Origin of the sequence: Micromonospora profundi, assembly GCF_011927785.1 — a bacterium.
GTDB lineage: Bacteria > Actinomycetota > Actinomycetes > Mycobacteriales > Micromonosporaceae > Micromonospora > Micromonospora profundi.
Genome location: NZ_JAATJK010000001.1, coordinates 4497074 through 4521666 on the forward strand (window position 1 = coordinate 4497074; position 24593 = coordinate 4521666).

The window sequence follows — 24593 nt, forward strand, 5'->3', positions numbered from 1 at the left end:
GGTTGCCGTGTTCGGCAGCCACCCGACCGTCAGCCGGCCAGGTGCGACCAGTCGCCCTCCAGGTCCCGCCAGGTGCCCTGGGCCGCCACAGTGCCGGCGTGCAGGACCACCACGTGGTCGGCGCGGACCAGCGCGGCCCGCTTCGCTGTCGACCCCACCACTGTCACCCCGTGTGCCCGCAGCGCCTGCCACAGCGCCAGCTCCGTCGTGACGTCAAGCGCCGACGACACGTCGTCGGCCACCAACAATTCGGTACGCGGTGCCAGCGCCCGAGCCAACGCCAACCGCTGCAACTGCCCGCCGGAGAGCCGGGTGCCCTTGTGCCCGATGAGCAGCCCCAGCCCTCCACCAGCTGCGGCCAGGTCGTGGTCGAGCTGTGCGGTGGTGACAGCCCCGGCGGCGTCCACCTGGTGCCCGAGCGCGATGTTGTCGGCAACCGTGCCGGACAGCACCCGGGGCAGCTGACCGACGTAGCCGACCTGGTTGGGGCGCAGGAACAGCTCCGGCTCGGTGACCGGGTCGCCGTTCCAGGTCAGCTCACCGGTGTGGTGCACGATCCCGGCCAACGCCCGCAACAGCGACGACTTGCCCGAGCCGACAGGCCCCACGACCAGCACCAACTGCCCACGCTGCACGGTCAGGTCCACGTTCCGGACTGCGACCGTACCGTCGGAGTGCACCACCCCGAAGCCGCGCAGCTCCAGCCGGCGCAGCGGATGCCGGGGCGGCATGGTCGGCGCGGGCGCGGTCCCGGCGGCCAGGTCGACAGCCGGGACTCCCGCGGAGTACACGTTCGTCCCGGTCATCGCCACCGTCCGCCGGGTCCAGACCCGCGCCGAGGGCATCTGGGAGATCAGCGACGCCGTCGTCCAGGCGAACCAGCGGGCCGCACCCAGTGTGGAGACGACCACCAGCACCGCCCCGGCGGAGAGCCCGCCGCTCAGATAGAGCGCCCACGCGCCGATCGGCAACAGCCCACTCGCCACCGACGGCGTGGAACGCGACCACACCTGCACCGAGATCTCCCGCCGCTGCCTGTCGCTGCGCAGCACGTCCAGGTCCGCCAGGTGACGCAGCACAGCGGCGGTAGCACCGGCGAGCTTCACCGTCCGCGCCGCGGAGAGCGCGGAGACCAGCGCTGTGGCGAAGGAGGCCCGCGCCGCCACGGTCGCCCGGGCCGCGCGTTCCAGCTTCGGGCCGAACAGCGTCGCGGCAAGCCCGGAGACCACCATCGTGCCGAGGAAGAACAACGCGGGTACGACGCTGCCGGTGACAGCCGTCATGGCGACCACCAGCACCAGCGCGACGGCCTGGTCCAGCACGTTGTCGGCGAGCTGCACCACCCGCTCGGTGTCGCCACCCTGTGCCACCACCTCGGCCGGGGTGTGTGAGCTGACCCGACGCGCCCCGGTCTGGCCGTGGACCAGACGCAGGCCGATCCGCAGCATCTGCCGCACCCACCACCCGGGGAACCAGACGTGGGTGTAGTACGGCACCGGCAGGGTCACCAGCAGCCCGGCCATGATCCCCAACGCCGGCAGGTACGGGCTGCCGGTGCCGTCGACCACGTCGGCCCAGAGCCAGGGCAGCAAGGGGCCGTCCAAACCCAGCAGGGTGACCACGAGGAACAGCCCGACAGCGGCCAGCCCGTACCGGGGATCGTTCGTGCAGAGTCGGGCGATCTCCCGCAGCGTCCGCGCCGGAGGCATGGGCGGCAAGGGCGGCGGATCGGCGCGAGGCCGCCCGTCCTGCCCAGCCGAGTCGCACGGCTGGCCCGAGTCACGCGGCTGGCCCGAGTCACGCGGCTGGCCCGACGCGATCGGCTGGCCCGACCCGATCGGCTGGCCCGACCCGATCGGCGCGGGCGTCTCGATCCGCTCGACGGGCCGGGCCGGTGCGAGCGCCGGCTCGGCCGGCCAGGCATCGGCAGGGTTGGGGCCGACCAGCAGGTCGGTGCCTGCGCCGCTGCGGCCGGCCGGCGCCACCGCCGCGTACGCGGCGGCGTGACTGGTCGCCAACAGCTCGGCGAAGTGCGTCGACGTCTCCAGCGGGCCGGCCTCGACCACGGCGCCGTCGGCAAGCACCACCACCTCGTCGCAGCGGCGCACCGACGAGAGGCGGTGCGCGATGACGATGCCGATCCGGTCGCGCAGCAGCCGTTCGGTGGCCCGCTGCACCCGTGCCTCGGTTACCGGGTCCAGCCGTGCGGTGGCCTCGTCGAGGACCACCACGTGCGGCTCCCGGACCAGGATCCGGGCGAACGCCACCAACTGCTCCTGACCGGCGGAGAGCACGTGGCCACCCTCCCCAAGCCGGGTCGCCAGCCCGTCCGGCAACTCGGCGATCCAGCCGGCAAGACCCAGCTCATGCAGCGCCCGAGCGGCGGCATCGAGCAGCTCCCTGTCGAAGAGCGCGACGTTCTCGACGAGCGTGCCGGCCAGGATCTCGGTGCGCTGCGGTACGAGCGCCACCCAGCGACGCAACTGCTCCACGTCGATGTCGCACAGGTCGGTGCCGCCGAGGAAGACTGTTCCCGGCGGCACGTCGACGGCCCTGGTGAGCACCTTCGCCAGCGTCGACTTACCCGAGCCGGTACGGCCGATCAGCGCGTACGAGCGGCCACGCGCGAAGGTGAGGCTGAGCCCGCGCAGCGCGGCGCCCCGGCCCTTCTTCTCGCCGCTCACCTCGTACCGGAACGTCAGGTCACGGATGCGCAGGTCACCCTCGGTTGGGCTGGCTCCGCCGACGGGCTCCTGCCTGGCCTTCTGGAGCAGCTGCACCCGCGCCCACGCGCCGAGGGCCTCCTGGATCTCCGGCACCATCCGACTGACGTGCTCCGCAGTGGCGCCGAAGGCCAGGGCGAGCAGCCAGATGGCGGTGAGCCGGGCGGCGTCGACCCGGCCGGTGGCCAACGCCCACGCCCCACCGAGCACCACCACACCGATGCCGGCACGGATCGTCGCGGTGGCGGCCGTGGCCACCCGGGCGGACAGCACCCACACCACCCGGCCACGGGACAGCACGGCAGCGGCCCGCCGGGCGTACAGCCGGAGCACGTACGGCCGGGCCAGACTCGTCCGTACGTCGTCCTGGCCGTGCACCGCCTCCTCCATCACCGCTGCCAGATCCGACCAGGCCTCCTCCTCGGCCATCCGGGCCGGGCCGATCCGCGCCGTGGGCCGGCGCAGCCCGACCGCGAGCACCACAGTGAGCAGCAGCATCGCGAGCCCGGCCGGCCACCACACGAACACCGCGACCACCATGGACAACAGACCGACGCAGAGCCCCTGGGCGAGTCGCGTCCCCTGGTTACGGACCGCCGACGCCACCTGGTAGACGTCCCCGTCGATGCGGTCGAGCAACTCGCCCACGGGTGTGGTCTCCAGGGTGGGCAGGTCCTGCCCGAGGGCGACCCGGCAGAGCCGGCGGCGTACGTCAGCTGACCAGTCGGCGGTCAGACCGGCCATCAGCAGGCTCACCGCGAGGTCGCTGAGCACCACGGCAACGAGCGCCGCGGCCAGCACCGTGAAGAAGCCGGCCGAGCGATGCACAAGCACCGCGCCCGCGAGCGCCGACGCACCGGCCTGGCCGGCGGCGCCGAGCACGATCAGGACCGCCACCATCGTCATACGGCGTGAAGAGGTGCCCCACAGATCACGGAGCAGACGCATCGGAGTTCCTCCGGCTGTGGGTGGCTGAGCACTCAGCGTGCCGGCCCCAACGCCGTCGAATCAACCGATTTACCCACCTAGGGGAAGCTTCGCCAGCATGATCGACTCGTGTTCGATGCGTTACGCATTCGGATGGCGGCGCCGTCGCCTCACTCCCGGTACACAATCCTCCGCAACCTGTCGACCGCGGCTGACACGCCGTCGGGCTGCCGCAAGGAACGCAGGAATACCCGCTGCCGCCAGGCCAGTGACGCGAGCAAGATGACCACCACAGCCCACAGCAACGCAGAGATGCTGCGGAGCTGCAAGACTGCCGCGTCGTTGCGTGCCTGGGCCTCGGCCGCCGTGTAGTGCACCGTGCCGTCGAAGGTGGCACCGTCGACGAAGATCCGGTAGGACGCGTTGTCGTAGGAGCCCGCGTCCTTCAGTATCGGCCAGGGGTCTTCGCGCATCTCGAATCGGACCGACGTGCCCGGCGCCACCCCATTGGTCGACGGAGGCTCAATCGAGAACTCGACCTGGTCCGGGTATTCGCGGAGCTTCACCAGGTTGAGCACGGCGGGGCTGCTTCTCTTGCCTGTTCCCGACCCCGTTAAGACGGTCCGGTACGACTCGACAGTGCCCGTTACCACGAACAGCTCTGCTGGCAGGTCCGGCTTGTCGGTGCGCGTTGCCTGGTTCCAGAGGAAGGCCGCCATACCGGCGATCGCGAGGAGGACCACGTAACGCGCTCTGAGGCGGAAGTGCGACATGCCGGCGAGAGTAGACACTCCCATCCACCGGTGCCGTTGCCCCGATCGGCCGGCGACATGAAACCCACGACGCACCGAAGCCGTACCGCACCCAGAACGACCGATCCCGCGGCGGTCAGAAGAGGACCGTGGCGAGCGTACCGATGGGTTGGAAGCCGCAGCGCTCGTAGACCCGGCGGGCCGGTAGGTTGAAGTCGTTGACGTACAGGCTGACGGTCGGGGCGACCCGCAGCAGCGCGTCGCGGACGACGGCGGCCATGGCGGCGGCGGCGATACCGCGGCCCCGCCACTCCGGTGCCACCCAGACGCCCTGGACCTGGGCGGTCCGCTTGGTCACGACCGCCAGTTCGGCCTTGAACACGACAGTCCCGTCGACGAATTTGGCGTACGCGCGGCCGGAGCGCACCAGGTCGTTGACCCTGCGGCGGTAGCTGCGGCCGGCATCGTCGGCGAGCGGGGAGACTCCGACCTCTTCGGTGTACATGGCCACAGCCGCTGGGAAGAGTTTGTCGACCTCGCCGGAGCGGACCTGGCGTACCTCGGGGTCGGCGGGGATGGTCGGCAGCGTCTCGGTGGCCAGCAGCGGCTGGTTGGGGCGGACGTCGCGGGCGGGGCCCCACGTGCCGGACAGGCGGTCCCAGAGACCGAGGACGGCGTCGGCGCGACCGACGATGGAGGAGCAGAGCCGTTCCTCACCGGCGAGCAGGTCGGCGAAGGCCGCCACGGCGGCGTCGTTGGCGAGCACGGGTGTGAGGTTGCCGCCGAGCCAGCAGAGTGATTCGAGGTTGCGTCGCGCGCCGTACCCCAGGATTCTGCCCTCGGCCCGCCACCAGGACAGCCCGCGCGCGGATATCCGCTCGGCGACCTGCGCGCCCGCGAACGGGTCGCGGTCGAGCAGGCGTTCGACCGCGCGGCGTTCCGATTCTCCCAGTTGCCGTACCGGCACCGTCAGCACGACTACCAGCCTGCCAGATCAACCCCTCACCTCGCCGGCCGAGTGGCGAGGCTGGGGCCTGCCGGCCACTGCCCTCTTGTCGTCGATACGTTGCCGATATATCGTAGATGCATCAGCGATAGTTACGACGAGAGGTAATCCGATGAGATTCCATCGAGACCACCACCCGATGCACGAGTCCCGGATGCGCGGCTTCGGTTTCCCGCCGGTGCCGCCCGGGCCGCACGGCCACGGACACGGCGGGCCCTGGGGTGGACGCGGTCGCGGGCGGGGCAGGGGCCGCCGGCCCAACGTCCGGGGCGCGGTGCTGGCGCTGCTCACCGAGCGGCCGATGCACGGCTACGAGATGATCCAGGAGATCGACTCGCGCACCGGCGGCGCGTGGCGACCGAGCCCCGGCTCGATCTACCCGACGCTCCAACTCCTTGAGGACGAGGGCGTGATCGTCGCCAGCACCGAGGAGTCCGGCGGCGGGCGGAAGCGTTTCACTGTCACCGAGGCCGGCCATGCCGAGGCGACCGCCGCCGCGCAGACCCCGCCGTGGGCGGACGTCGCCGAGGGCACGGTGAGCAGTTGGCACGACATCCGCGACTCCGGCGCGCAGGCGATGAACGCGCTGCGTCAGGTGATGATGAACGGCACCGACGACCAGCGTGAGCGGGCCGCCCAGGTGCTCGACGAGACGCGGCGCAAGCTGTACGCCATCCTCGCCGAATCCGAGTGACGCGCAAGCGCACCATGACGCGCAAGCGCACCAGGGCACACCAACCGCCCCGCACCGGCGGGGCCGGAATGCAGAAACAGCGGCCGCTCCCGTGGGGGAACGGCCGCTGTTTCCAAACGGAAACTCAGTGCACGGTGACGGTCGGGCCGGTGACCAGCCCGCGCAACTCCTCGGGAAGCTCGGCGCCCATCTCGTCGGCGATGCGCAGCGCCTCCTCGATCAGCGTCTCCACGATCTGCGCCTCGGGCACCGTCTTGACGACCTGCCCCTTGACGAAGATCTGGCCCTTGCCGTTGCCGGAGGCGACACCGAGGTCGGCCTCGCGGGCCTCGCCGGGGCCGTTGACGACGCAGCCCATGACGGCGACCCGCAGCGGCACGGGCAGCCCTTCCAGGCCGGCGGTGACCTCCTCGGCGAGCTTGTAGACGTCCACCTGGGCGCGCCCGCAGGACGGGCAGGACACGATCTCCAGGCCCCGCTCGCGCAGCCCCAGCGACTCCAGGATCTGGTTACCGACCTTGATCTCCTCGACCGGCGGGGCGGACAGCGAGACCCGGATGGTGTCGCCGATGCCCTCGGCCAGCAGCGCGCCGAAGGCGACAGCCGACTTGATGGTGCCCTGGAACGCCGGGCCGGCCTCGGTGACACCCAGGTGCAGCGGGTAGTCGCACTGCTCGGCCAGCTGGCGGTACGCGCGGATCATCACGACCGGGTCGTTGTGCTTGACCGAGATCTTGATGTCGCGGAAGCCGTGCTCCTCGAACAGCGAGCACTCCCACAGCGCCGACTCGACGAGCGCCTCGGCGGTGGCCTTGCCGTACTTGGCCAGCAGTCGCTTATCCAGTGAGCCGGCGTTGACGCCGATCCGGATCGGCACCCCCGCCGCGCCCGCGGCACGGGCGATCTCCTTGACCTTGTCGTCGAACTGGCGGATGTTGCCCGGGTTGACCCGGACGGCCGCGCAGCCGGCGTCGATGGCGGCGAAGACGTACTTGGGCTGGAAGTGGATGTCGGCGATCACCGGGATCTGCGACTTCTTGGCGATCGCGGGCAGCGCCTCGACGTCGTCCTGCGACGGCACCGCCACCCGGACGATCTGGCAGCCGGACGCCGTCAGCTCGGCGATCTGCTGGAGGGTCGCGTTGACGTCGGAGGTGAGGGTGGTGGTCATCGACTGCACGGACACCGGCGCGCCGCCGCCGACGGGGACCGAACCGACCATGATCTGACGGCTGGCCCGGCGGGGAGCGAGCGGCGGGGGCGGTACGGCGGGCATACCGAGACTGATTGCTGTCACTTCAGGCACTCACCTTGAGAAGAGCGTGATCGGGTTGACGACATCCGCGGCGATGGTCAGCAGCGTGAACGCGCCACCGATGAGGATCACCACGTACGTGAAGGGCATCAGTTTCAGGTAGTCGACCCGACCGGGGTCGGCCCGGCCGATCCGAGCGTAGACCCAGGATCGGGCCCGTTCGAACCAGGCGATGGCGATGTGGCCGCCGTCCACAGGTAGCAGCGGCAGCAGGTTGAACACACCGATGAAGAAGTTCAGCGACACGAAGAGCATGAAGAAGACCAGCCAGGCGTTGTTCTCCACGGCCTCGCCACCGAGCCGGCTGGCGCCGACCACGCTGATCGGGGTGTCGATGTCCCGCTCGCCGCCGGTGAGGGCGGTCCAGAGGGCGGGGACCTTCTGCGGAAGGCGTTGCAGCGCCTGGGCGGTGCCGACGGCCAGGTCGCCGGTGAAGTTGGCGGTGGCCCCGAACGCGCCGACCGGCCCGTACGTCACGCGGGTGGGGGTGCTGGGGACGAGGCCGACGCCGAGCGCGGCCACCGGCGCGACGGCACCGGTCGGGTTGTCCAGCGGCGGGCGCTCGGTCTTGGCGAGCACAGTGCTGGTGTTGCCCTGCTGCCCGTCGCGCACGTACTGGATCTGCGCCGTGTCACCCGGCTTGAGGCTGCGCAGGGTGGTGAGCATGTCCCCGTAGTTGTTGATCGGGGTGCCGTTGATCGAGGTGATCCGGTCGCCGTCGCGCAGTTGCGCCGTGGCTGCCGGGCTCGCGGCGTCGGCGGGGGTGCACGCCCGCACCGCGTTCTCCGGCACCACACAGTCGCTGAGCTGGATGACGGCCGGCTCCTGGCGGGCCTGCGCGTCGGTGGTCGGGAAGTCCGGGTTGGGCAGGCCGGCGGAGACGGCGAGGATCCAGATGGTGATCAGGGCCAACGCGAAGTGCGTGATCGAACCGGCGGCCATGACGATGGTCCGCTTCCAGACCGGATAGCGCCACATCACCCGCGACTCGTCGCCCGGCTCGACGTCGTCGTCCTGCGGGGTCATTCCGACGATCTTGCAGAAGCCGCCGAGTGGGATGCCCTTGAGGCCGTACTCGGTCTCACCCCGCTTGAACGACCAGATGGTGGGGCCGAAGCCGACGAAGTACTTGGTGACCTTCATCCCGAACGCCTTGGCGGTGAGCAGGTGCCCCGCCTCGTGCAGACTCACCGAGATGAGGATGGCCAGGGCGAAGAGAACCACCCCGAGCAGGTACGACATCAAGCTCCTTCCACCGAACCCGCGATGATCTCCTGCGCGTGCGCGCGTGCCCACGACTCGGCGGCGAGCACGTCCTCGACGGTACCTGGTTCGGCGAAGTCAGGAGCGTCCTCCAACACGCGTTCGAGGGTGTCGACGATGCCGAGGAAGGGCAGTCGGCCGGCCACGAAAGCCGCCACGCACTCCTCGTTCGCCGCGTTGTAGATCGCCGGACGGCAGCGCCCGGCCTCCCCCGCGGCCTTGGCCAGCGCGACGGCCGGGAACGCCGCGTCGTCCAGCGGCGCGAACTCCCAGGTGTGCGCGGCCGTCCAGTCGACAGCGGCGGCGGCCTCGGGCACCCGGTCCGGCCAGCCGATGCCCAGTGCGATGGGCAGCCGCATGTCCGGTGGGCTGGCCTGGGCGATCGTCGAGCCGTCGACGAACTCGACCATCGAGTGGATCACCGACTGGGGGTGCACCATCACTGTGATGTCGGCGTACGGCACGTCGAACAGCTCGTGCGCCTCGATCACCTCAAGCGCCTTGTTGACCATCGTGGCGGAGTTGATCGTGACGACCGGGCCCATGTTCCAGGTCGGGTGCGCGAGGGCCTGCTCGGGTGTGACCTGCGTCAACTCGTCGCGGCCCCGACCCCGGAACGGGCCGCCGCTGGCCGTGACGATCAACCGGCGTACCTCACCGCGCGACCCGGACCGCAGGCACTGGGCCAGCGCCGAATGCTCCGAGTCGACAGGGACGATCTGCCCCGGCCGCGTCACCGCGGCCTTGACCAGCGGGCCGCCGGCCACGAGCGACTCCTTGTTGGCAAGCGCGAGAGTACGGCCACAGCGCAGCGCGGCCAGCGTAGGAGCGAGGCCCAGCGAGCCGACAACGCCGTTGAGCACGACGTCGCACGGCCACTGCGCCAACTCGGTCATCGCATCCGGGCCGGCCACGATCTTGGGAAGCTTGAAGTCGCCGGTGGCCCAACCGCGCCGGCTCGCCTCGGCGTAGAACGCGAGCTGGAGGTCCTGCGCGGCGGACGCCTTCGCCACCCCTACCGCATCGACACCCAACTCCAGAGCCTGTGCGGCGAGAAGTTCGACGTTGCCGCCGCCCGCACCCAGAGCGACCACCCGGAACCGGTCCGGATTGCGCCGAACGATGTCGATGGCCTGCGTGCCGATCGAACCGGTTGACCCGAGCAGGACAAGGTCGCGGGGGGAAGTCACGGGACCATTCTTCCCCACCCCCGCTGCACGCCCGCTGGGAGCCTCAACCTCTCCCCACCCGACGTCCCCACGTCGTCATAATCGGCTCGCCTGCACGGAAAATCGCGGTATCCCCGCCCGTCGGACACCCCGATTTCCATGAACCCGTGTCGATCAAGCCGTGCCGTCGGCCGAGTCGGTGGTCGTCGCGTCCGGCGGTGCCTCCTCGCCGAGCAGGTCGGCCGGGTCGATGGAGAACTCGAACGGTTCCCGCATGACGAATCGCGTCCCGGCAGCGGCGGCGGCGACCGGCCGGTACTCCCCCTCGGTCAACTCGTACAGCGCCAGGGTCGGAACCCGATTGCGCAGGTCGACACGGAGGAAGAAAGGCACACCGGCGGCGGCGTACTCGCGCGGCCGGTCGATGATGTCCTTACGCCGGTTTCCGGGAGAGGCGATCTCGCCCAACAGCACGGCATGCCTGATATCCATCGTCGTTCGGCCGCCGCCTGGCACATCCAGGATGACGATGTCGGGGATGAAGAGATCCTCACCCGAGACGACGTTCGTCTCCAGATAGAGCCACAGCTTGGCGCGGCGGGCTGCCTGCTTGAGGTGATACGCCAGATCCAGTTCCGCGTCCTGATGGTCGTATCCGGCATGTGGTGTCACGATCACGCTTCCGCTCAGGACCTCAACCTTGGGGCCGTTGGTCTCCGGCAACAGGTCGAGGGCGAGCTGCGCGGTCCACGGCTCGTCGTGCCACCGCAACGCGTCGAACGACGGCTCAGCGTGCTCCGGTGCTGGCGCCGGCGCCGGCTCCGGCTCCGGCGCGAACGCTGCCTGGGCCATCCGAGCTCACCCCCCTCAGCGGACCATCCTCCTCGGCTCAGCCTAGCGACCGCAGCCCGCGAAACAGGCCATCGCACACCTTGTCCGTCCGAAGCAGTCGAGGCGGCGCGGTGGATCTCCGCGAGAACGGCCGGCGCCCGCGAGACGAGTCCGACGCCCACGGCCGGCGCTGCGCCACCGACCCCGCGACGATCGACGCGGGTTCACGGAAATCGGGGTATCCGCAGCGTGCGGACACCCCGATTTCCATGAAGGCGTGTGGATCAGGGATTGATGACGAACTGCGAGCCCGGCTGGACGACGATGTTGCCGTCGGCCGAGTTCGTGATTGTCACGTTCGTCAGGTTGGCGTTGCCGCGCGCGCCGCTCATCGCGAGGATGCCGGCACCGTTGTTGGACCTGTCGATCCGTACGTTGGTGATGGCGACGTTCGGCATGTTGCCACCGCCGTTCTTGAACTGGATGCCGTCGTACGTCGAGTCGACGATGTCGGTGTCACGGATCGTGACCCCGACGATGTCCCTGGTGGAGGGGAAGAGGGTGATGGCGCCGAACTCCTGGTCCTCGTTCCAGAAGGCGCCGCCGGTGCGGTAGAGCCCGTTGTTGGCGATGAGCGTCGTGCCGGAGAAGGGCAGCGGGTCGTGGTCGGTCGCCAGCATGATGCCCGGGTAGTTCGCGGTGTCGTAGATCAGGTTGTTCTCGATCGAGTTGTCGTAGCCGCCGTAGATGGCGATGCCGTTGGCCCGCCAGGGCAACTGGACGGTGTTGTTGACGAAGTGGTTGTCGTGGGCGATGTCGACGGCACGGTCCTTGACGTACGGGTTGGCCCAGACGGCGAGGGCGTCGTCTCCGGTGGTACGGAATGACGAGTTGAAGACGCGGGAGTTGCGCGTGCCGTTGCTGAAGTTGATGCCGTCGGCGTAGGTGTTGCGGATCCGCATTCCGGTGAACTGCAACCCGTCTGCCGGCCCCCAGAGTTCGGGGATGTTGTCGTAGTCGCGGCCCACCCAGACACCCACGTTGGCGTGCTCGATCCAGACGTTGCTGATCCGGGTGCCGGTGCCGAAGCGACCGTTCAGTCCGACACCACCCTCGGCGTTGCCCTCACCGCCCCGGATACGGCCGGAGCCGAAGATGGCGATGTCGGAGATCTGGGTGTTCTTGTCGATGTCGAAGCCGAAGTTGCCCTCGTGCGGGTGGTTGATGCCGCCCGCGTTCTGTGGCTCGGTGAGCGTGTAGAGCTGCGAGTGCCACATGCCGGCGCCCCGGATGGTGACGTTGCTGATGCCGACCTGGTTGTGCGTACCCCGGTTCAGCGGGTCGTCGGTAAGGATCTTCTGCTCCTGCCGCCACTGCCCGGCGGGGATCCAGACGCAGTTGATGACCCCGTTCTGGTCGTCGGTCACCGCACGCTGGATGGCTGCGGTGTCGTCGAGCCCGTCGTTCGGTACGGCGCCGTACGAGGTGATCGAGGTGCACTCGGCGGGCTGGCTCGCCGCCGGTGCCACCTGCTCCAGGTCGATCATGTCGATGACGTAGAACGAGGCGGTGTCCCCCGAGTCGCGCTGCAACTTGAACCGCGTGCCGGCCGGGTACGACTGCGCCAGCAGCGCGTTGGACTCGTCGAACAACCGTCGGGCGTCGGCCTGCGGGGTGTTCGTCAACGACTCCGGCTGATCGGTGTTGCCGTAGAGCCAGCTGTGCCGCGACGACAGGGTGAGCTTGCGGGAGAAGACGTCGTTGACGTAGAGGCTGATCGTCGCCTCGATGCCGCCGCCACCGGGCGCGTCCGGGATCGAGTTGCGCACCGCTATGGAGTTGGCCTGGTTGGTGGAGGTGAACTCGACGAACTGGCCGGTGCTGGTGAGGCGTACCGACTTGCGGCCCGAGGACTCGGTGGCGAAGTTGGTGTGGCCGAAGGTGCGCAGCGGGTCGGTCTCCAGCAGCGTGCCCTGGTAGCGGGCGGCCTCCGCCTCGTAGGAGACGTACGGGACGGCGGCCCCGCGCCCGACCACTATCGACTGGCTGAGGGCGTTGTTCGTCTCGTTGGTCTCGGCGACCACGTTCGTGGCGTCGGCGGTGGCGGTGATGGTGGCGCCGCCGCTGGTGGCCGTCCAACTGCCGGTGACGGCCACGGCGACGGTCGCGCCGGCCGCGATCGAGGCGGTGGTGGTGTTGAGCGTGGTGCCGCCCACCACCAGCCGGGTGACGGTTGTCGCGCCGGTCGCGGTGGTGCCGCGGTTGCGGACCCCCACGGTGAAGGTGACGGACGCCCCGACGGCCGGGTTCGGCGGATTGGAGGCGATGGTGAGCACCTGGAGGTCCGGGCCGGGAGCCTGCGCGACAACGAGCGGCGACGCCGCCGTGGAGCTGTTGTTGCCGTTGTTCTGCTCGACGATCGTGTTCGCGGGGTCGACCACCGCGGCGACGGCGTAGCTGCCCACCGACCGGGTTCCGGCGTTGAACGTCACTGTGGTCGAGGCGCCCGCGCCCAGTGCGCCCACCGTGGCGCTGCCGACGACCCCGCCGGCCAGGCTGAAGTTCACACTGGTCGCCCCGGCGGCGGCGGATCCGATGTTCCGCACTACCGCCGAGAGCGTGACCGGGCTGACCTCGCTCGGCGACGTGGGTGACCAGGTCACCGAGCTGACGACCAGGTCCGGGTTCGGCGCCGGGGTGCCGCACACCTCCAGTTCGGCCACCTGGCCGGACGGAGCGCCGGTGTTGCCGGTGAACCGCAACTGCACGTCCGCGGTGGTCGCGCTGACCGGGATGGCCACCGTGTTGGACCCCTGGACGAACTGGTAACTCGCCGCCGACACCAGATTGGTGTACGCCGACGAGGCCTGGTCCCGGCCGAGGACCTGGATGGTCTGGGTACGGGTGCCCCACGCCGGGTCCGGATTGAGCTTGACTGTGACACGGGAGATGGAGTGGTTCGCGCCCAGCGCCACTGTCAGGTTCTGCGGATAGCTGGCCGCGCCCTCCCAGTAGGTGGTGAGTTGTCCGTCGTTCGCCTTCTCGGGGGTGAAGGTGAATGTGGAGCCGCTCGCCGTCATGCTCTTGCCCTGGGCCACGTTTGTGCAGGCGGGGGGCTGGGTGCCGGTCCGGGTGACGGTGTTGCTGTTGCCGGACAGGTTGCCGGCGCCGTCGCGGGCGCGGACGTGGTAGGACACCGTCGCCGTCGACGGTTGGGTGTCCTGGTAGGTGAGGACGGTGCCCAGCGTCGCGATCAGGCTGCCGTCGCGGTAGACGTTGTAGCCGGCGAGCCCACTGCCACCGGAGTCGGTCGAGGCACCCCAGGTGAGGGTGACGGTGCTGCCTGACGTGCTCTGCGACAGCGTGCCCGGGACACTCGGCGCTGTGGTGTCACCGCTGGTGCCGCCGCCGTACACCTCAAGCTCGGAGATCTGCCCGGCCGGCCAGCCGCTGTTGGCGGTGATGGTGATCCGTACGAAGCGGGCGGCGGCCGGGTTGACGTTGATCGTGACCGTGTTGCCGCTCGCCGGATTGAATGTGTACGTCTGCGACCCGACGAGGTCACTGAACGACGATCCGTTGGCGCTGCCCTGCACGCTCAACGTCTGCGTCCGGGTCGCCCAACCGGAGGTCGGCAGCTTCAGGACGACCTGGTTGACGGTCTGCGACGAGCCGAGATCGACCTGCACCCACTGGGGGAAGGAGTTGTTGACGCTCTCCCAGTAACTGCCCGGGTTGCCGTCGACGACCCTCGACGAGTCGTAGACGTCGGCGTGGCCGCTCTCCTGGGTGGGGCGGCCCTGGGCGAGGTTCGTGGCCGCCGGGGCGAAGCCGGCGCTCGGCGCGGCTGTCGTGTCGGCCGGCCGGGCGGCGCCTGCCGGATTCGCGGCCACCGTCGACCCGGCCGTCGCGATCATCGTGGCCGCGACTGTCGCCGCCACCATCCTGAACAGATTCGTTCGTCTCATCACTGTCCTGTCGTTGGGGGACGGTGCCGCGCGGCTTGACACGGCGTGGGCGTGATTCGGCGCGTGGTCGACCAGACGCAGGCGCGCGCCAGCCGCAGGAGGTGGTGGCTGGCAAGAGGGGAGTAACCCCGCCCTCGCCCCGGTCGATCATGGAGTTGTGGTGCCCGTTATGGAAACGGGCGCGGCTTTTGCCACCCACCACAACTCCATGATCGGCCGGGGCGGGGTGGGGGAAGGGCGGGGAAGGGCAGGGCGGGGCCCGGGTGAGGGAACCGGAACTTGCGGCCTCATGCAAAGAATCAAGCACGCCTTTGTCGTGATTTTGCATGAGGTTGAGCAGATGTTACTGACGTGCTACGGGAGCGTCAATGCTTCGACTGCCGTGACTATCGACAGCCGCCCATCGCTCGCTGCCCGGACGACAGGAAGGCCCCCTGTCGACAAGCGTCGACAGGGGGCCCTTCGCCAAGCGGGTGGCTGATCAGCCGGTCGGGGCGCTCAGCACGAACGTCTCCAACTCCTCGCCGCCGTACCAGTCGGTGCGCCGGCCCACATGCGCCATGCCGAGCCGTCGGCAGACCGCCATCGAGGGCTCGTTGCCCGGCGACACGACCGCGTAGATCTCCCGCGTGCCGGTGGCGAACTCCCGCGCCAGGACCGCGCGGGCCGCCTCGGTGGCGTACCCGTGGCCCCACGAATCCGGGTGCAGGTGCCAGCCCATCTCGATGTCGTCGGTACGCACCGCCTCGTCCCGCCCCGGCAGTGGCTTGAGCAGTATCGTGCCCGCCACCACGCCGGTGTCGCGTACCTCGATCGCCCAGGTGCCGTACCGGCCGCCGTCGTGCGCGTGCCGGTCCTGCCAGAACTTCAGCCGTTCGGCGGCCTGCGCCGGTTCGGTCATCGGCAGCCCCGGCGACACCTCCAACCAGCGGGTGATCTCGGGACGGGAGTAGATGTCGTAGATGCGGGCAAGGTCGGCCGGAGCGGCGGTCCAGTCGCGCAGGATCAGGCGTTCGGTGGTGGCAACCGTCATGGCCGGCGATCTTAATGAGTGACGCACTCCCCGCCAGGGAAAGAGATTGCGATGGGCAGCGCATGGCAGCGGACAAAGCGGATCACCAGTGCCGCGTTCCGTCCCGTACGTGGACGGGACCTGTCGCTGCACGCCGCCGCCATCACCTTCTACGGGGCGATCGCCGTGGTGCCTGTGGCGTTGCTTGCCATCTGGCTCACCTCGCTGGTCGCCGGGGCCGATCGGGTACGCCGGCTCACCTCGTACGCCGTGGAGGCCCTGCCCACAGCGATCGGTGCGCCCCGGGCGGTGGAGGCGCTCGTCGACGCCGGGGTGGAGTTGACCCCGCTGCTGGCGTTGGCGTCGCTGCTGCCCGCGTCGCTGTACGGCGAGGGCCTGCGGCGGGCGTTCGTGTCGGTGGCGGCACCCCGCACCGACGAGCACCTGGTCGGCTGGCGGGGCCGACTGCTGCTGCTTCCGCTGCTCGCGCCGGCCCCGCGCTGCTGCTGTCGATCCTGCTGGCGCTGCCACTCACCACCCGCCTGGTCCGGCAGGGCGGCTGGGCCGGCGCGCTGGGCGTGGTGCTGTCGTTCCTTGCGGTCTGGCTGGTGCTGACACCGGTGCTGATGTGGGTGTTCCGGGTGGTCGGGCCGGCCTCGCCGGACTGGCTCTCCACGCTCGGTGTCGGCTCGTTCACGGCGGCCAACCTGTCGGGCTTCATGCACGGCTTCGTGCTCTTCGCCTCGCTCCCCCTGGACCTGGGCGTGCCATTCGGCGGCTTCGACGAGATCGGTGCCGGCGTCGCCGTTCTCCTCTGGCTCTACCTGTTCCACGTGATCGTGCTGGCTGGCTACTCCGCCACCCTGGCTCTCTCGCACTGGCGGGCCGAGCGCGCGGGGTGATCACGCCACGGGCTGGGCGGGTGGCCGTCGCGGCCTGCGCGGAAGGGCTCACCGAACGGATGGCTGGCGACTAGGCTGGCGCGGCATGAGCAGCGAACTTCCCGCACGCGCCGACGTCGTGATCGTCGGCGCCGGGCACAACGGCCTGGCCTCCGCCATCCTGTTGGCCCGCGCCGGCCTGGACGTCCTCGTGCTGGAGGCGGCCGACGTGATCGGCGGTGCGGCCCGCACCGAGAACCCGTTCCCGAAGGTGCCGGGCCTACGCCACTCCACAGGCTCGTACCTGCTCGGCCTGATGCCACCGGAACTGCTCGCCACCCTCGACGTGCGCATCCCTGTCATGCGCCGCGACCCGCACTACTTCCTGCCCACACCGGGCGGCCTCGGCTCGCCGTACCTGCTGGCCGGCAGTGACACCTCCGCCAACCGGGCGCAGCTCGTCCAGTTCTTCTCCCGTGCCGACGTTGCCGCCGACGATGCCATGCAGGACGAGTTGGCCGCGCTGCGCGCGGACCTCGCCCCGGCATGGTTGGCCGAGCCGCTGAGCGCCGAGGAGACCGCCGAGCGGCACGTCCGCCCGGCACTGCGGCAGGTCTTCGTCGACATGGTCCGGGGCTCGGTCGCGGACTACCTGGCCCGGTTCGAGTTCCGCTCCGAACTGCTGGTCAGCATGTACGCCGTCACCGACGGCCTCTCCGGCCTCAACGCCGGCCCGGACGACCCCGGCACCGGCCACAACTTCCTCGTGCACAACATGTGCAGGCTCCCCAGCTCCGGCGGCACCTGGATGATCGTCGAAGGTGGAATGGGCACCGTCTCCGCGACGTTCGCCGGGGCCGCGCGCGCCGCCGGGGCGACGATCCTGACGGGTACGCCGGTGAGCGCCGTGACAGTGGACGGCGGCGCGGTGAGCGGCGTCGTACTGGCCAACGGCCGGCAGGTCACCGCCAAAGTGGTGCTCGGCGCGTGTGACCCGTACCGGCTGATGGACCTGGTGCCCGACGGCGCGCTGCCGGCGGCGCTCGGCGAACGGATGGCGGCGGTCCGCCGCCCCGGCACCACGTTGAAGCTCAACCTGGCGCTGACCGGACTGCCGCGGTTCGCCTGCCTGCCTGCGGACGCGCCGAGCCCGTTCGGCTCGACCATCCACCTGCTGCCCGGCTCGGCGTCACTGGTCGGTGGGGACACCACCTCACCGATGGCCGCGCTGCGCGCCATGTGGGCGGACGTGCAGGCCGGACGGCTGCCGGCGGAGCCCACGATCGAGTGGTACCTGCACACGACAGTCGACCCGTCGCTCTCCGACGCCGCCGGGCACCACTCGTCGGCGCTGTTCGTGCAGTCGGTGCCCTACGAGCTGGCCGGCACGACGTGGGACGCGGAACTGCCCGGATACACCGACCGGCTCATCGAGATCGTCGAGCGGTACGCCCCCGGCACCGGGGACCTGATCGCCGACGCGGTGCCGCTGGCCCCACCCGGCATCGAGGCGCACTTCGGCATCACCGGCGGACACATCCACCACGTCGACAACACCGTCTCGTTCACCGACCGGATGCCCTACGCCACAGGCATCGACGGTCTGTACGCCGGCAGCGCCGGCTGCCACCCGGCGGGCAGCGTGATCGGAGCAGCAGGCCACAACGCAGCCCGCCGAATCCTGAAAGACCTAAACCGCTAACCCCGCGCGCCACCTCGGTCGATCATGGAGTTGTGGTGCCCGTTATGGGAACGGGAGCGGCTTTTGTCATCCACCACAACCCCATGATCGACGGGGATCAGCGGGGATCGACGGGGATCAGCGGGGATCAGGTCAGGGCTTCGCCTGCTGGGGCTGGGGTTTCTGCGTCTACTCGGTGGGCTCTCACCTTGTGGCCGACGCTTGTCAGGCAGCGGCCGGAGGGCAGGTCGAAGCGCCAGCCGTGCAACTGGCAGGTGAGCTGGTCGCCCTCGACGATGCCGAACCGGGTCAGGTCGGCCTTCAGGTGCGGGCAGCGGCGTTGCACCACCCAGTCGCCCAATGTGATGTCCTCGGCGTCGGTGCTGCGCTCGTGCTCGTCGTACCAGCCCTCCGCGTACTGCAGCCGCTCCTCGGAGAGGCACTTGAAGAACGCGTACACGAACTCGTTGTACTGGCCGATCCGGGCCGCCGAGAACCGGCAGGACAGGAACAGCGAGTTGACCCAGTCGACCTCGTCGATGAAGAGCAGGTGCTCGATGAGCGCCCGGTCGGTACGGAAGCGGTAGCGGACCTTCTCGTCGGCGTACGGCCGGACCTCCTGGCCCGGGAAGTCCACCACGATCGACTCGACGCTCTCCCCGTCGTAGCCGACCAGGTCGAAGCGCACCGGACCACCCACACCCTTGGCCAGGTAGATCGACTCTTCGAGCAGCGGCTCGATCCGGCTCTTCATCTGGCCGAGCACATCCACCTCGGGGTGCCGCCAGGACGCCTTCTCCGCCTCGATGATCGGCCGCTTGCGCTCCCGCATCTCCTCCAGGTGGGCGACCTTGTTCGCGAAGAACTCCTCGATCGGCACCGGGTGGGTGGTGGTCGCGCCGTCGGTGGTGACCTCCGCGACGCTGCCCGGCAGCAGCACGATCCCGTTGGTGCCGCCGACCTTCGCGTACTCCGAGAGGAAGACCGACTGGTCGGGGAAGATGTTGCCCTCGTCGCCGTGGATGTCGTTGAACTGCCACAGCGCGTCGTCGAGGAAGCACGGCGGCCCGGCGATCGGGAAGACGTGGTCGGCCTTCAGGTCGTCGATGTAGCGCCAGGTCCGGTCGAACTGCCGGTCCCGCTTCTGCTTGCCGAACGCGGTCTTCGCCGCCTGCGGCAACTCGTAGACCATCGGGTACCAGATCGCACCGGAGAACTGGAGCATGTGCGCGTGCACGTGCCCCAGCTCGGCGAACACGCTCAGGTCGGTGGGCCGGGCGTCGTTCTGGTTGAGCAGCCGCACCCCGTCGTACTCGACCCAGAGCGACGAGTCGCCGATCGGGCCGTCGGTGGGGCTCGTCAACGCCTGAATCATGATCTTCAGGCCGCCGGGCAGCTCCACCACCTGCTCGTTCGGCGCCTTCAGGAACTTGGTGAAGCCCAGCGCCCGGAACTCGTCCTCCATCTCCGAGGTGGGGAACTCGGGGAGCAGGACAGTGGCGTCCTTGGAGATGAAGTCACGCAGGTGCTTCGCGTCGAAGTGATCCCGGTGCAGGTGGGAGACGTACAGGTAGTCGACCTGCCCCAGCGTCTCCCAGTCGAGCAGGGAGTTGTCCGGGAAGGGAAACCAGGAGGCGAAGTAGGCCGGATTGACCCATGGGTCGCACAGGATGCTGCCCGCGGCCGTGTCGATCCGCATGCTGGCATGCCCAGTTCCGGTCACTCGCACCGCACAGTCCCCCTCAAACAGACAATCAGGTGTACGACAAACGCTACCGGAGCGAGTCTGGCCTCCGCCCCGCGACGCCCGTAGTGCCATGAGGCCCGACTGGGCCGGGCCTGACGACCAGGAAACCCCCACCGCGTCGCCCCGGGCAGGAGGCGTGCCAGACTAACCAAAGATCCGATCGCGAGGGAAGGACCGACAGTGGCAGGAAGCGAGCCGGTAACGTCGCCAGACCAGCACAAGCCCGGGCACCGGAAGTCCGGGCGAATCGGCGCGGTGGTGACCGCGCTGGCGCTGCTGGCGATGATCTGCGGCAACCACGAGGGCAGGGTCGAAGACATCTGGCTGGTCGGCCTGGCCGCGCTGCTGCTGATCATCGTGATCGGCGACGCCGTGCTGCGGCGCAACGGCCTGCGCTCCTGACCCGACCCGCCGCCGGACGACCGGCTGACGACGCCGAGGGCCCGCCCCCACCCGGGGGACGGGCCCTCGTCCGTACGTGTCGTCGGCGTCAGCGGCCGAAGAGGATGTCCTGGACGTCCTTGAGCGCGGCGTCGACCTCGGCCTCGAAGTAGCCGCCGGGCACCAGGCCGAACCGGAGCGTGTCCAGATCCTTCGGGTTCACCGGCATCGGGTTGCGGCCCTGCATTCCGCCGAGCAGGGTCTCGAAGAACCGGTCCACCTGATCCGGGTCGTACCCGCTGCCGAACCGGCGCACCTGGAAGCTGCGGCGGATCTGGTCGACCCGGTACAGGTCGCTGCCGGGCGGGCCGGCCATCGGCGGGCCACCCATCGGCGGACCGGCGACGGCGGGCGGGCCGGCCATCGGCGGGCCGCCGATGCCCTGCTGCGGCATCGGGGGCGGGCCAGCCGGGCCACGACGCATGTCGCGCAGGTCCCGCTCGGGCATCCGGATCTCAGCGGTCATGTCGGCGCGGCCGCGCCGACCTGCCTCGAAGCCGTCGAAGCGGGGCTCCTCCGGCGGGTAGCCGCCCGGGCCACGCGGGTCGTCCGGAGGGCCGTAGCCGCCTGGCATCCGCTGGTCGTCCGGAGGGCCGTAGCCACCGGGCGTCCGCTGGTCATCGGGAGGGCCGTAACCGCCCGGCATCCGCTGATCGTCGGGGCCGTAGCCACCAGGGCCGGCGGGCAGGCCACGAGGCGGGACGCCGTGCCCACCCATCGGGCCACCCGGGCCCATCTGACCGGGGCCACCCGGGCCGCGCGGTGCGTCGTACCCGCCTCGGGGGTTGTCGTAACCGCCGGCGAACGCGCCTGTGGGCTCGTCGTAGCGGCCGTAGCGATCGGCGGGCGGCCCGGCCTGCACCGGCGGCATCGGTCGGGGAGGCAGGGGCTGCATGCCGCGGTCGTCGCGCATCGGCGGACCCATCCGGTCCGGTGGGCCCATCCGGTCGGGCATCCGGGGGTCGGCACCGCGCCCGGCGCTGCTGCGCTCCTCCAGCTCGGCCAACTGCCGCTCGACCCGGTCCAGGTGCAGGTCGACCTGCCACTCGTCGTAGCCGTTGAACCGGACCCGGAAGACGACGTCGTGGACCTCCTGGGAGGCCACCGGCGCGCCGACCTGACGGCCGTCGAGCGTCGCCTCGACCCGGTCGAGGAAGGCGTCAACCTCGTCGACCTTGTATCCCCGGCGGAGCGCCTTGCGCCGGAAACGCTGACCCTGACTCGCCACTATGTCTCCTGGTCTCGTTCGCCACGCCCGGTCACGCCGGTGCCTCTCCGGCGCGGTCGGTGAAGGTGTCGGTGTCCTCGGCGGCGGCGAGTTGGCCACACGCGCCGTCGATCTCACGACCCCGGGTGTCCCGCACGGTGGTGGACACCCCGGCGTCGCGCAACCGGCGGACGAACTCCCGCTCGACCGGCTTCGAGCTCGCGTCCCAGCGGCTGCCCGGCGTCGGATTGAGCGGAATCAGGTTCACGTGCGCCAACTTGCCGGCCAGCAGCCGCCCGAGCAGGTCAGCTCGCCACGGCTGGTCGTTCACGTCCTTGATCATTGCGTACTCGATCGACACGCGGCGGCCCGTCCGGGCGGCGTAGTCCCACGCTGCGTCCAGCACCTCGGCTACCTTCCAGCGCTGGTTTACCGGCACGAGTTCGTCGCGCAGATCATCATCGGGCGCGTGCAACGACAACGCAAGGGTCACGGAGAGGTCTTCGCTGGCCAGTCGGCGGATGGCCGGAACCAGGCCGACCGTGGAAACGGTGATGTGCCGCTGGGACAGGCCCAGCCCTTCGGGAGCGGGGCTGACCAGGCGACGGATGGCCGCGATCACCCGGTTGTAGTTGGCCAGGGGCTCGCCCATGCCCATGAAGACGACATGCGAGAGCCGCGACGGTGAGCCGACGACAGCGCCGGAGGCCGCCACGCCCGCCAGGTAGACGGCCTGGTCGACGATCTCGGCAGTGGACAGGTTGCGGGTGAGCCCCGCCTGCCCGGTGGCGCAGAACGGGCAGGCCATGCCGCAACCCGCCTGGCTGGAGATGCAGACCGTCACCCGGTCCGGGTAGCCCATCAGCACGCTCTCCACCAACGCGCCGTCGTGCAGTCGCCAGAGCGCCTTGCGGGTCGCGCCGTCGTCACAGGCCAGCTCGCGGACCGGGTTGAGCAGCGTGGGGAGCAGTTGGCCGGCGAGCCGTTCCCGGGTGGCGGCCGGCAGGTCGGTCATCTCCTGCGGGTCGCGGACCAGTCGCCCGAAGTAGTGATTGGAGACCTGCCGGGCGCGGAACGCGGGTTCACCCAGCTCCGTGACCAGCGCCTGGCGGCCGGCCAGGTCCAGGTCAGCGAGGTGCTGGGGCGGCATGGAGGCCCGGCGTGCGGCGGAGGCATCCGAGAGGGCGGGGATCAGCGGCAGGCTTGTCATGGCTGGTCCAGTGTGTCACGCCTTCGGCCGTGCGCACCCGGCCGGAGGTCCCGAACCCGCCCCCGCGGACGCGTCGAGAAGGTCGGACCGCCGAGATACATGCCTCACCCCACCACCGGCACGAAGATCACCAGCAACAGGTACGCCGTCGGCAGCGCGAACAGGATCGAGTCCAGCCTGTCCATCAGGCCGCCGTGACCGGGCAGCAGGTTGCTCATGTCCTTGACGCCGAGATCCCGCTTGATCATCGACTCGGCGAGGTCACCGAGGACCGCCGCGACGGAGACAGCCACCCCGAACAGGGCGCCCCACCAGGGCGCCACATCGAGCAGCACCCACAGCAGCACGGCGCTGCCCAGCGCTGCCGCGGCGACCGAGCCGGCGAACCCCTCCCAGGACTTCTTCGGGCTGATCGACGGCGCCATCGGACGGCGGCCGAACGAGACGCCGGCCGCGTACCCACCGGTGTCGGACAGGACCACCGCGACCAACGTGACAAGGATGCGCAGCGGCCCGTCGTCGGGGGCCGCCGCGAGCAGCGCCGCGAACCCGCCGAGGAACGGCACGTAGACCGCGATCAGGGTGGACGCTGTGAGATCCCGCTGGAAGCCCGCCGGACCGTCACCCAACCGCCAGATCATCGTGCCCAGCACGGTCACCAGCAGACCCAGGCTCAGCGCGTCCGGGCCGGCGAACCACGCCAGGCCGATGGTCAGCACGCCACCGGCGATCAGCGGCACCAGCGGCGGATGTGCCCCACTGCGCCGGACCGCCCGGGCCATCTCCCAGATGCCGACAGCGACAGCGGCGGCGACCACAACGAGGAAGGCCAGGGGGTAGAAGACCAGCGGCACCACGATCAGCGCGCCGAGGCTGAGCCCGACACCGATGGCCGCCGGCAGGTTCCGGCCGGCCCGCCCCGTACCCACCTGATGGGTGGCCGGTCGGTCGACGCTGGCCCGCCGCCGGCCCTTCTGCCGCCGACCGGCGGTCGGCGTCGGCTCGGTCACCGGGTCCGGCCCGAGGTCGGCCCCGATCGGCGCGAGCTGGACTGTGGGAAAGCCGGCGTCATCGTCGTGGCGAACCGGCCCGTCGCCGTTCTCGTGACGGACCGGCCCGTCGCCGTTCTCGTAACGGGCCGGCCGGTCGCCGTTCTCGTGACGGAGCGGGCCGTCGGCCGCCAACGGAAGGCCGTCGTACCGGTCGGTCTCGTTCTGCTCGTCCTCGCGCCGGTCCCAGTCGTCGGGGCGGGCGGGCCGATCACGCTCGGCGTACGGATCTGCCGGGTGCGGCTGGACGTCCGGACGGGTACGCGGCTCGGCGTACACCTCGGGGCCTGCTGCCGGACGGCTGTTCCACTGGCCTGCCTCAAGTTCAGGCTCGGGCCAGGGCAGGGCAACCCGGCGCTCCGGCCGGTCCCAGCCGGGAGGCTCACCTGTGTAGGGGTCGGGGCGGGACATCACGCACCGCGATGCGGCACGAGAACCACCACATGACGCAAGACCACAAGCATCCCCTACAAGCGCGATGTTCCTCCGACTTGACCGCCCCGACGGTCGGTCGATTCCCGGTGTTCACCGCCTGGTGGCCGGGAATCCTGACGAGCCTACTGCACACGTGGCCGGGGCGAGGCGGACGAGGGCCCCAGCCCGTTGCCCGCTCCCGACGAGCGCCGTGACGCCGACGTCGGCTCGGGTGCCTCGCTGTCGGTGACCGCGTCGACGTCGGCCCTCGATCCACCGATGCCTATCCGGCCGGCAGGTGAG

At 70.3% G+C, this 24593-nt stretch carries 16 protein-coding genes and 1 pseudogene; 4 read left to right on the forward strand and 13 right to left on the reverse strand.

What is annotated here, in order from left to right; all coding sequences use genetic code 11:
• Positions 1–29: 29 nt before the first annotated feature.
• The 3 genes from F4558_RS19770 to F4558_RS19780 all read right to left on the reverse strand — a co-directional run bounded on the left by F4558_RS19770 (position 30) and on the right by F4558_RS19780 (position 5378).
• A complete protein-coding gene (locus tag F4558_RS19770; protein WP_167945449.1) occupies positions 30–3671 on the reverse strand; it encodes an ATP-binding cassette domain-containing protein in 3642 nt (1213 codons plus the stop codon).
• 149 nt (positions 3672–3820) lie between these two features.
• A complete protein-coding gene (locus F4558_RS19775) occupies positions 3821–4423 on the reverse strand; it encodes a hypothetical protein (RefSeq protein ID WP_167945451.1) in 603 nt (200 codons plus the stop codon).
• A 115-nt stretch (positions 4424–4538) separates the two neighbouring features.
• Complete coding sequence (locus tag F4558_RS19780; RefSeq protein ID WP_053652480.1) at positions 4539–5378, reverse strand: GNAT family N-acetyltransferase; 840 nt, start codon at positions 5376–5378, stop codon at positions 4539–4541.
• Between the two features lie 142 nt (positions 5379–5520).
• Between F4558_RS19780 and F4558_RS19785 the strand changes: the two genes are divergently transcribed.
• Positions 5521–6102 (forward strand): PadR family transcriptional regulator, encoded by a 582-nt coding sequence (locus tag F4558_RS19785; protein ID WP_167945453.1) that lies wholly within the window; start codon positions 5521–5523, stop codon positions 6100–6102.
• Between the two features lie 124 nt (positions 6103–6226).
• On the opposite strand, the gene ispG is transcribed toward F4558_RS19785, so the two are convergent.
• From ispG to F4558_RS19815, 6 genes are all read right to left on the reverse strand, one after another.
• Entirely contained in the window at positions 6227–7399 is a 1173-nt protein-coding gene (gene ispG / locus F4558_RS19790; protein WP_053652478.1) for a flavodoxin-dependent (E)-4-hydroxy-3-methylbut-2-enyl-diphosphate synthase, read from the reverse strand.
• Between the two features lie 9 nt (positions 7400–7408).
• Positions 7409–8659 carry a M50 family metallopeptidase gene (locus F4558_RS19795; protein ID WP_167945455.1) on the reverse strand — a complete coding sequence of 417 codons (1251 nt, stop codon included), beginning with the start codon at positions 8657–8659 and terminating at the stop codon, positions 7409–7411.
• Complete coding sequence (gene dxr / locus F4558_RS19800) at positions 8659–9870, reverse strand: 1-deoxy-D-xylulose-5-phosphate reductoisomerase (protein WP_167945457.1); 1212 nt, start codon at positions 9868–9870, stop codon at positions 8659–8661. The genes F4558_RS19795 and dxr overlap by 1 nt, the downstream gene beginning before the upstream one ends.
• Positions 9871–10023: 153 nt before the next feature.
• Positions 10024–10701, reverse strand: coding sequence for a Uma2 family endonuclease (locus tag F4558_RS19805; RefSeq protein ID WP_167945459.1), 678 nt, complete (start codon positions 10699–10701; stop codon positions 10024–10026).
• Between the two features lie 263 nt (positions 10702–10964).
• On the reverse strand, positions 10965–14648 hold the full coding sequence (locus F4558_RS19810) for a CARDB domain-containing protein (protein WP_167945461.1): 3684 nt from the start codon (positions 14646–14648) through the stop codon (positions 10965–10967).
• A 481-nt stretch (positions 14649–15129) separates the two neighbouring features.
• A complete protein-coding gene (locus F4558_RS19815; RefSeq protein WP_167945463.1) occupies positions 15130–15681 on the reverse strand; it encodes a GNAT family N-acetyltransferase in 552 nt (183 codons plus the stop codon).
• A 51-nt stretch (positions 15682–15732) separates the two neighbouring features.
• On the opposite strand from F4558_RS19815, the pseudogene F4558_RS19820 reads away from it, so the two are divergent.
• Positions 15733–16562 (forward strand): annotated as a pseudogene (locus F4558_RS19820) (YhjD/YihY/BrkB family envelope integrity protein).
• An 85-nt stretch (positions 16563–16647) separates the two neighbouring features.
• Complete coding sequence (locus tag F4558_RS19825; RefSeq protein WP_167945465.1) at positions 16648–18243, forward strand: phytoene desaturase family protein; 1596 nt, start codon at positions 16648–16650, stop codon at positions 18241–18243.
• 127 nt (positions 18244–18370) lie between these two features.
• Here the strand turns inward: F4558_RS19825 and F4558_RS19830 are convergent, their stop codons facing one another.
• Complete coding sequence (locus tag F4558_RS19830) at positions 18371–19951, reverse strand: Rieske 2Fe-2S domain-containing protein (RefSeq protein ID WP_053652470.1); 1581 nt, start codon at positions 19949–19951, stop codon at positions 18371–18373.
• Between the two features lie 198 nt (positions 19952–20149).
• Between F4558_RS19830 and F4558_RS19835 the strand changes: the two genes are divergently transcribed.
• The gene (locus tag F4558_RS19835; protein ID WP_082377176.1) at positions 20150–20371 is read left to right on the forward strand and encodes a DUF2631 domain-containing protein; all 222 of its coding nucleotides are present in this window, start codon (positions 20150–20152) and stop codon (positions 20369–20371) included.
• Positions 20372–20459: 88 nt separating this feature from the next.
• On the opposite strand, the gene F4558_RS19840 is transcribed toward F4558_RS19835, so the two are convergent.
• The 3 genes from F4558_RS19840 to F4558_RS19850 form a co-directional block, all read right to left on the reverse strand.
• Positions 20460–21638, reverse strand: a complete 1179-nt coding sequence (locus tag F4558_RS19840) for a DivIVA domain-containing protein (RefSeq protein WP_053652469.1) — start codon at positions 21636–21638, stop codon at positions 20460–20462.
• A gap of 31 nt (positions 21639–21669) precedes the next feature.
• Positions 21670–22827, reverse strand: coding sequence for a dual-specificity RNA methyltransferase RlmN (rlmN, locus tag F4558_RS19845; RefSeq protein ID WP_053652468.1), 1158 nt, complete (start codon positions 22825–22827; stop codon positions 21670–21672).
• 104 nt (positions 22828–22931) lie between these two features.
• Positions 22932–24287 carry a phosphatidate cytidylyltransferase gene (locus tag F4558_RS19850; protein WP_167945467.1) on the reverse strand — a complete coding sequence of 452 codons (1356 nt, stop codon included), beginning with the start codon at positions 24285–24287 and terminating at the stop codon, positions 22932–22934.
• Between the last annotated feature and the right edge of the window lie 306 nt (positions 24288–24593).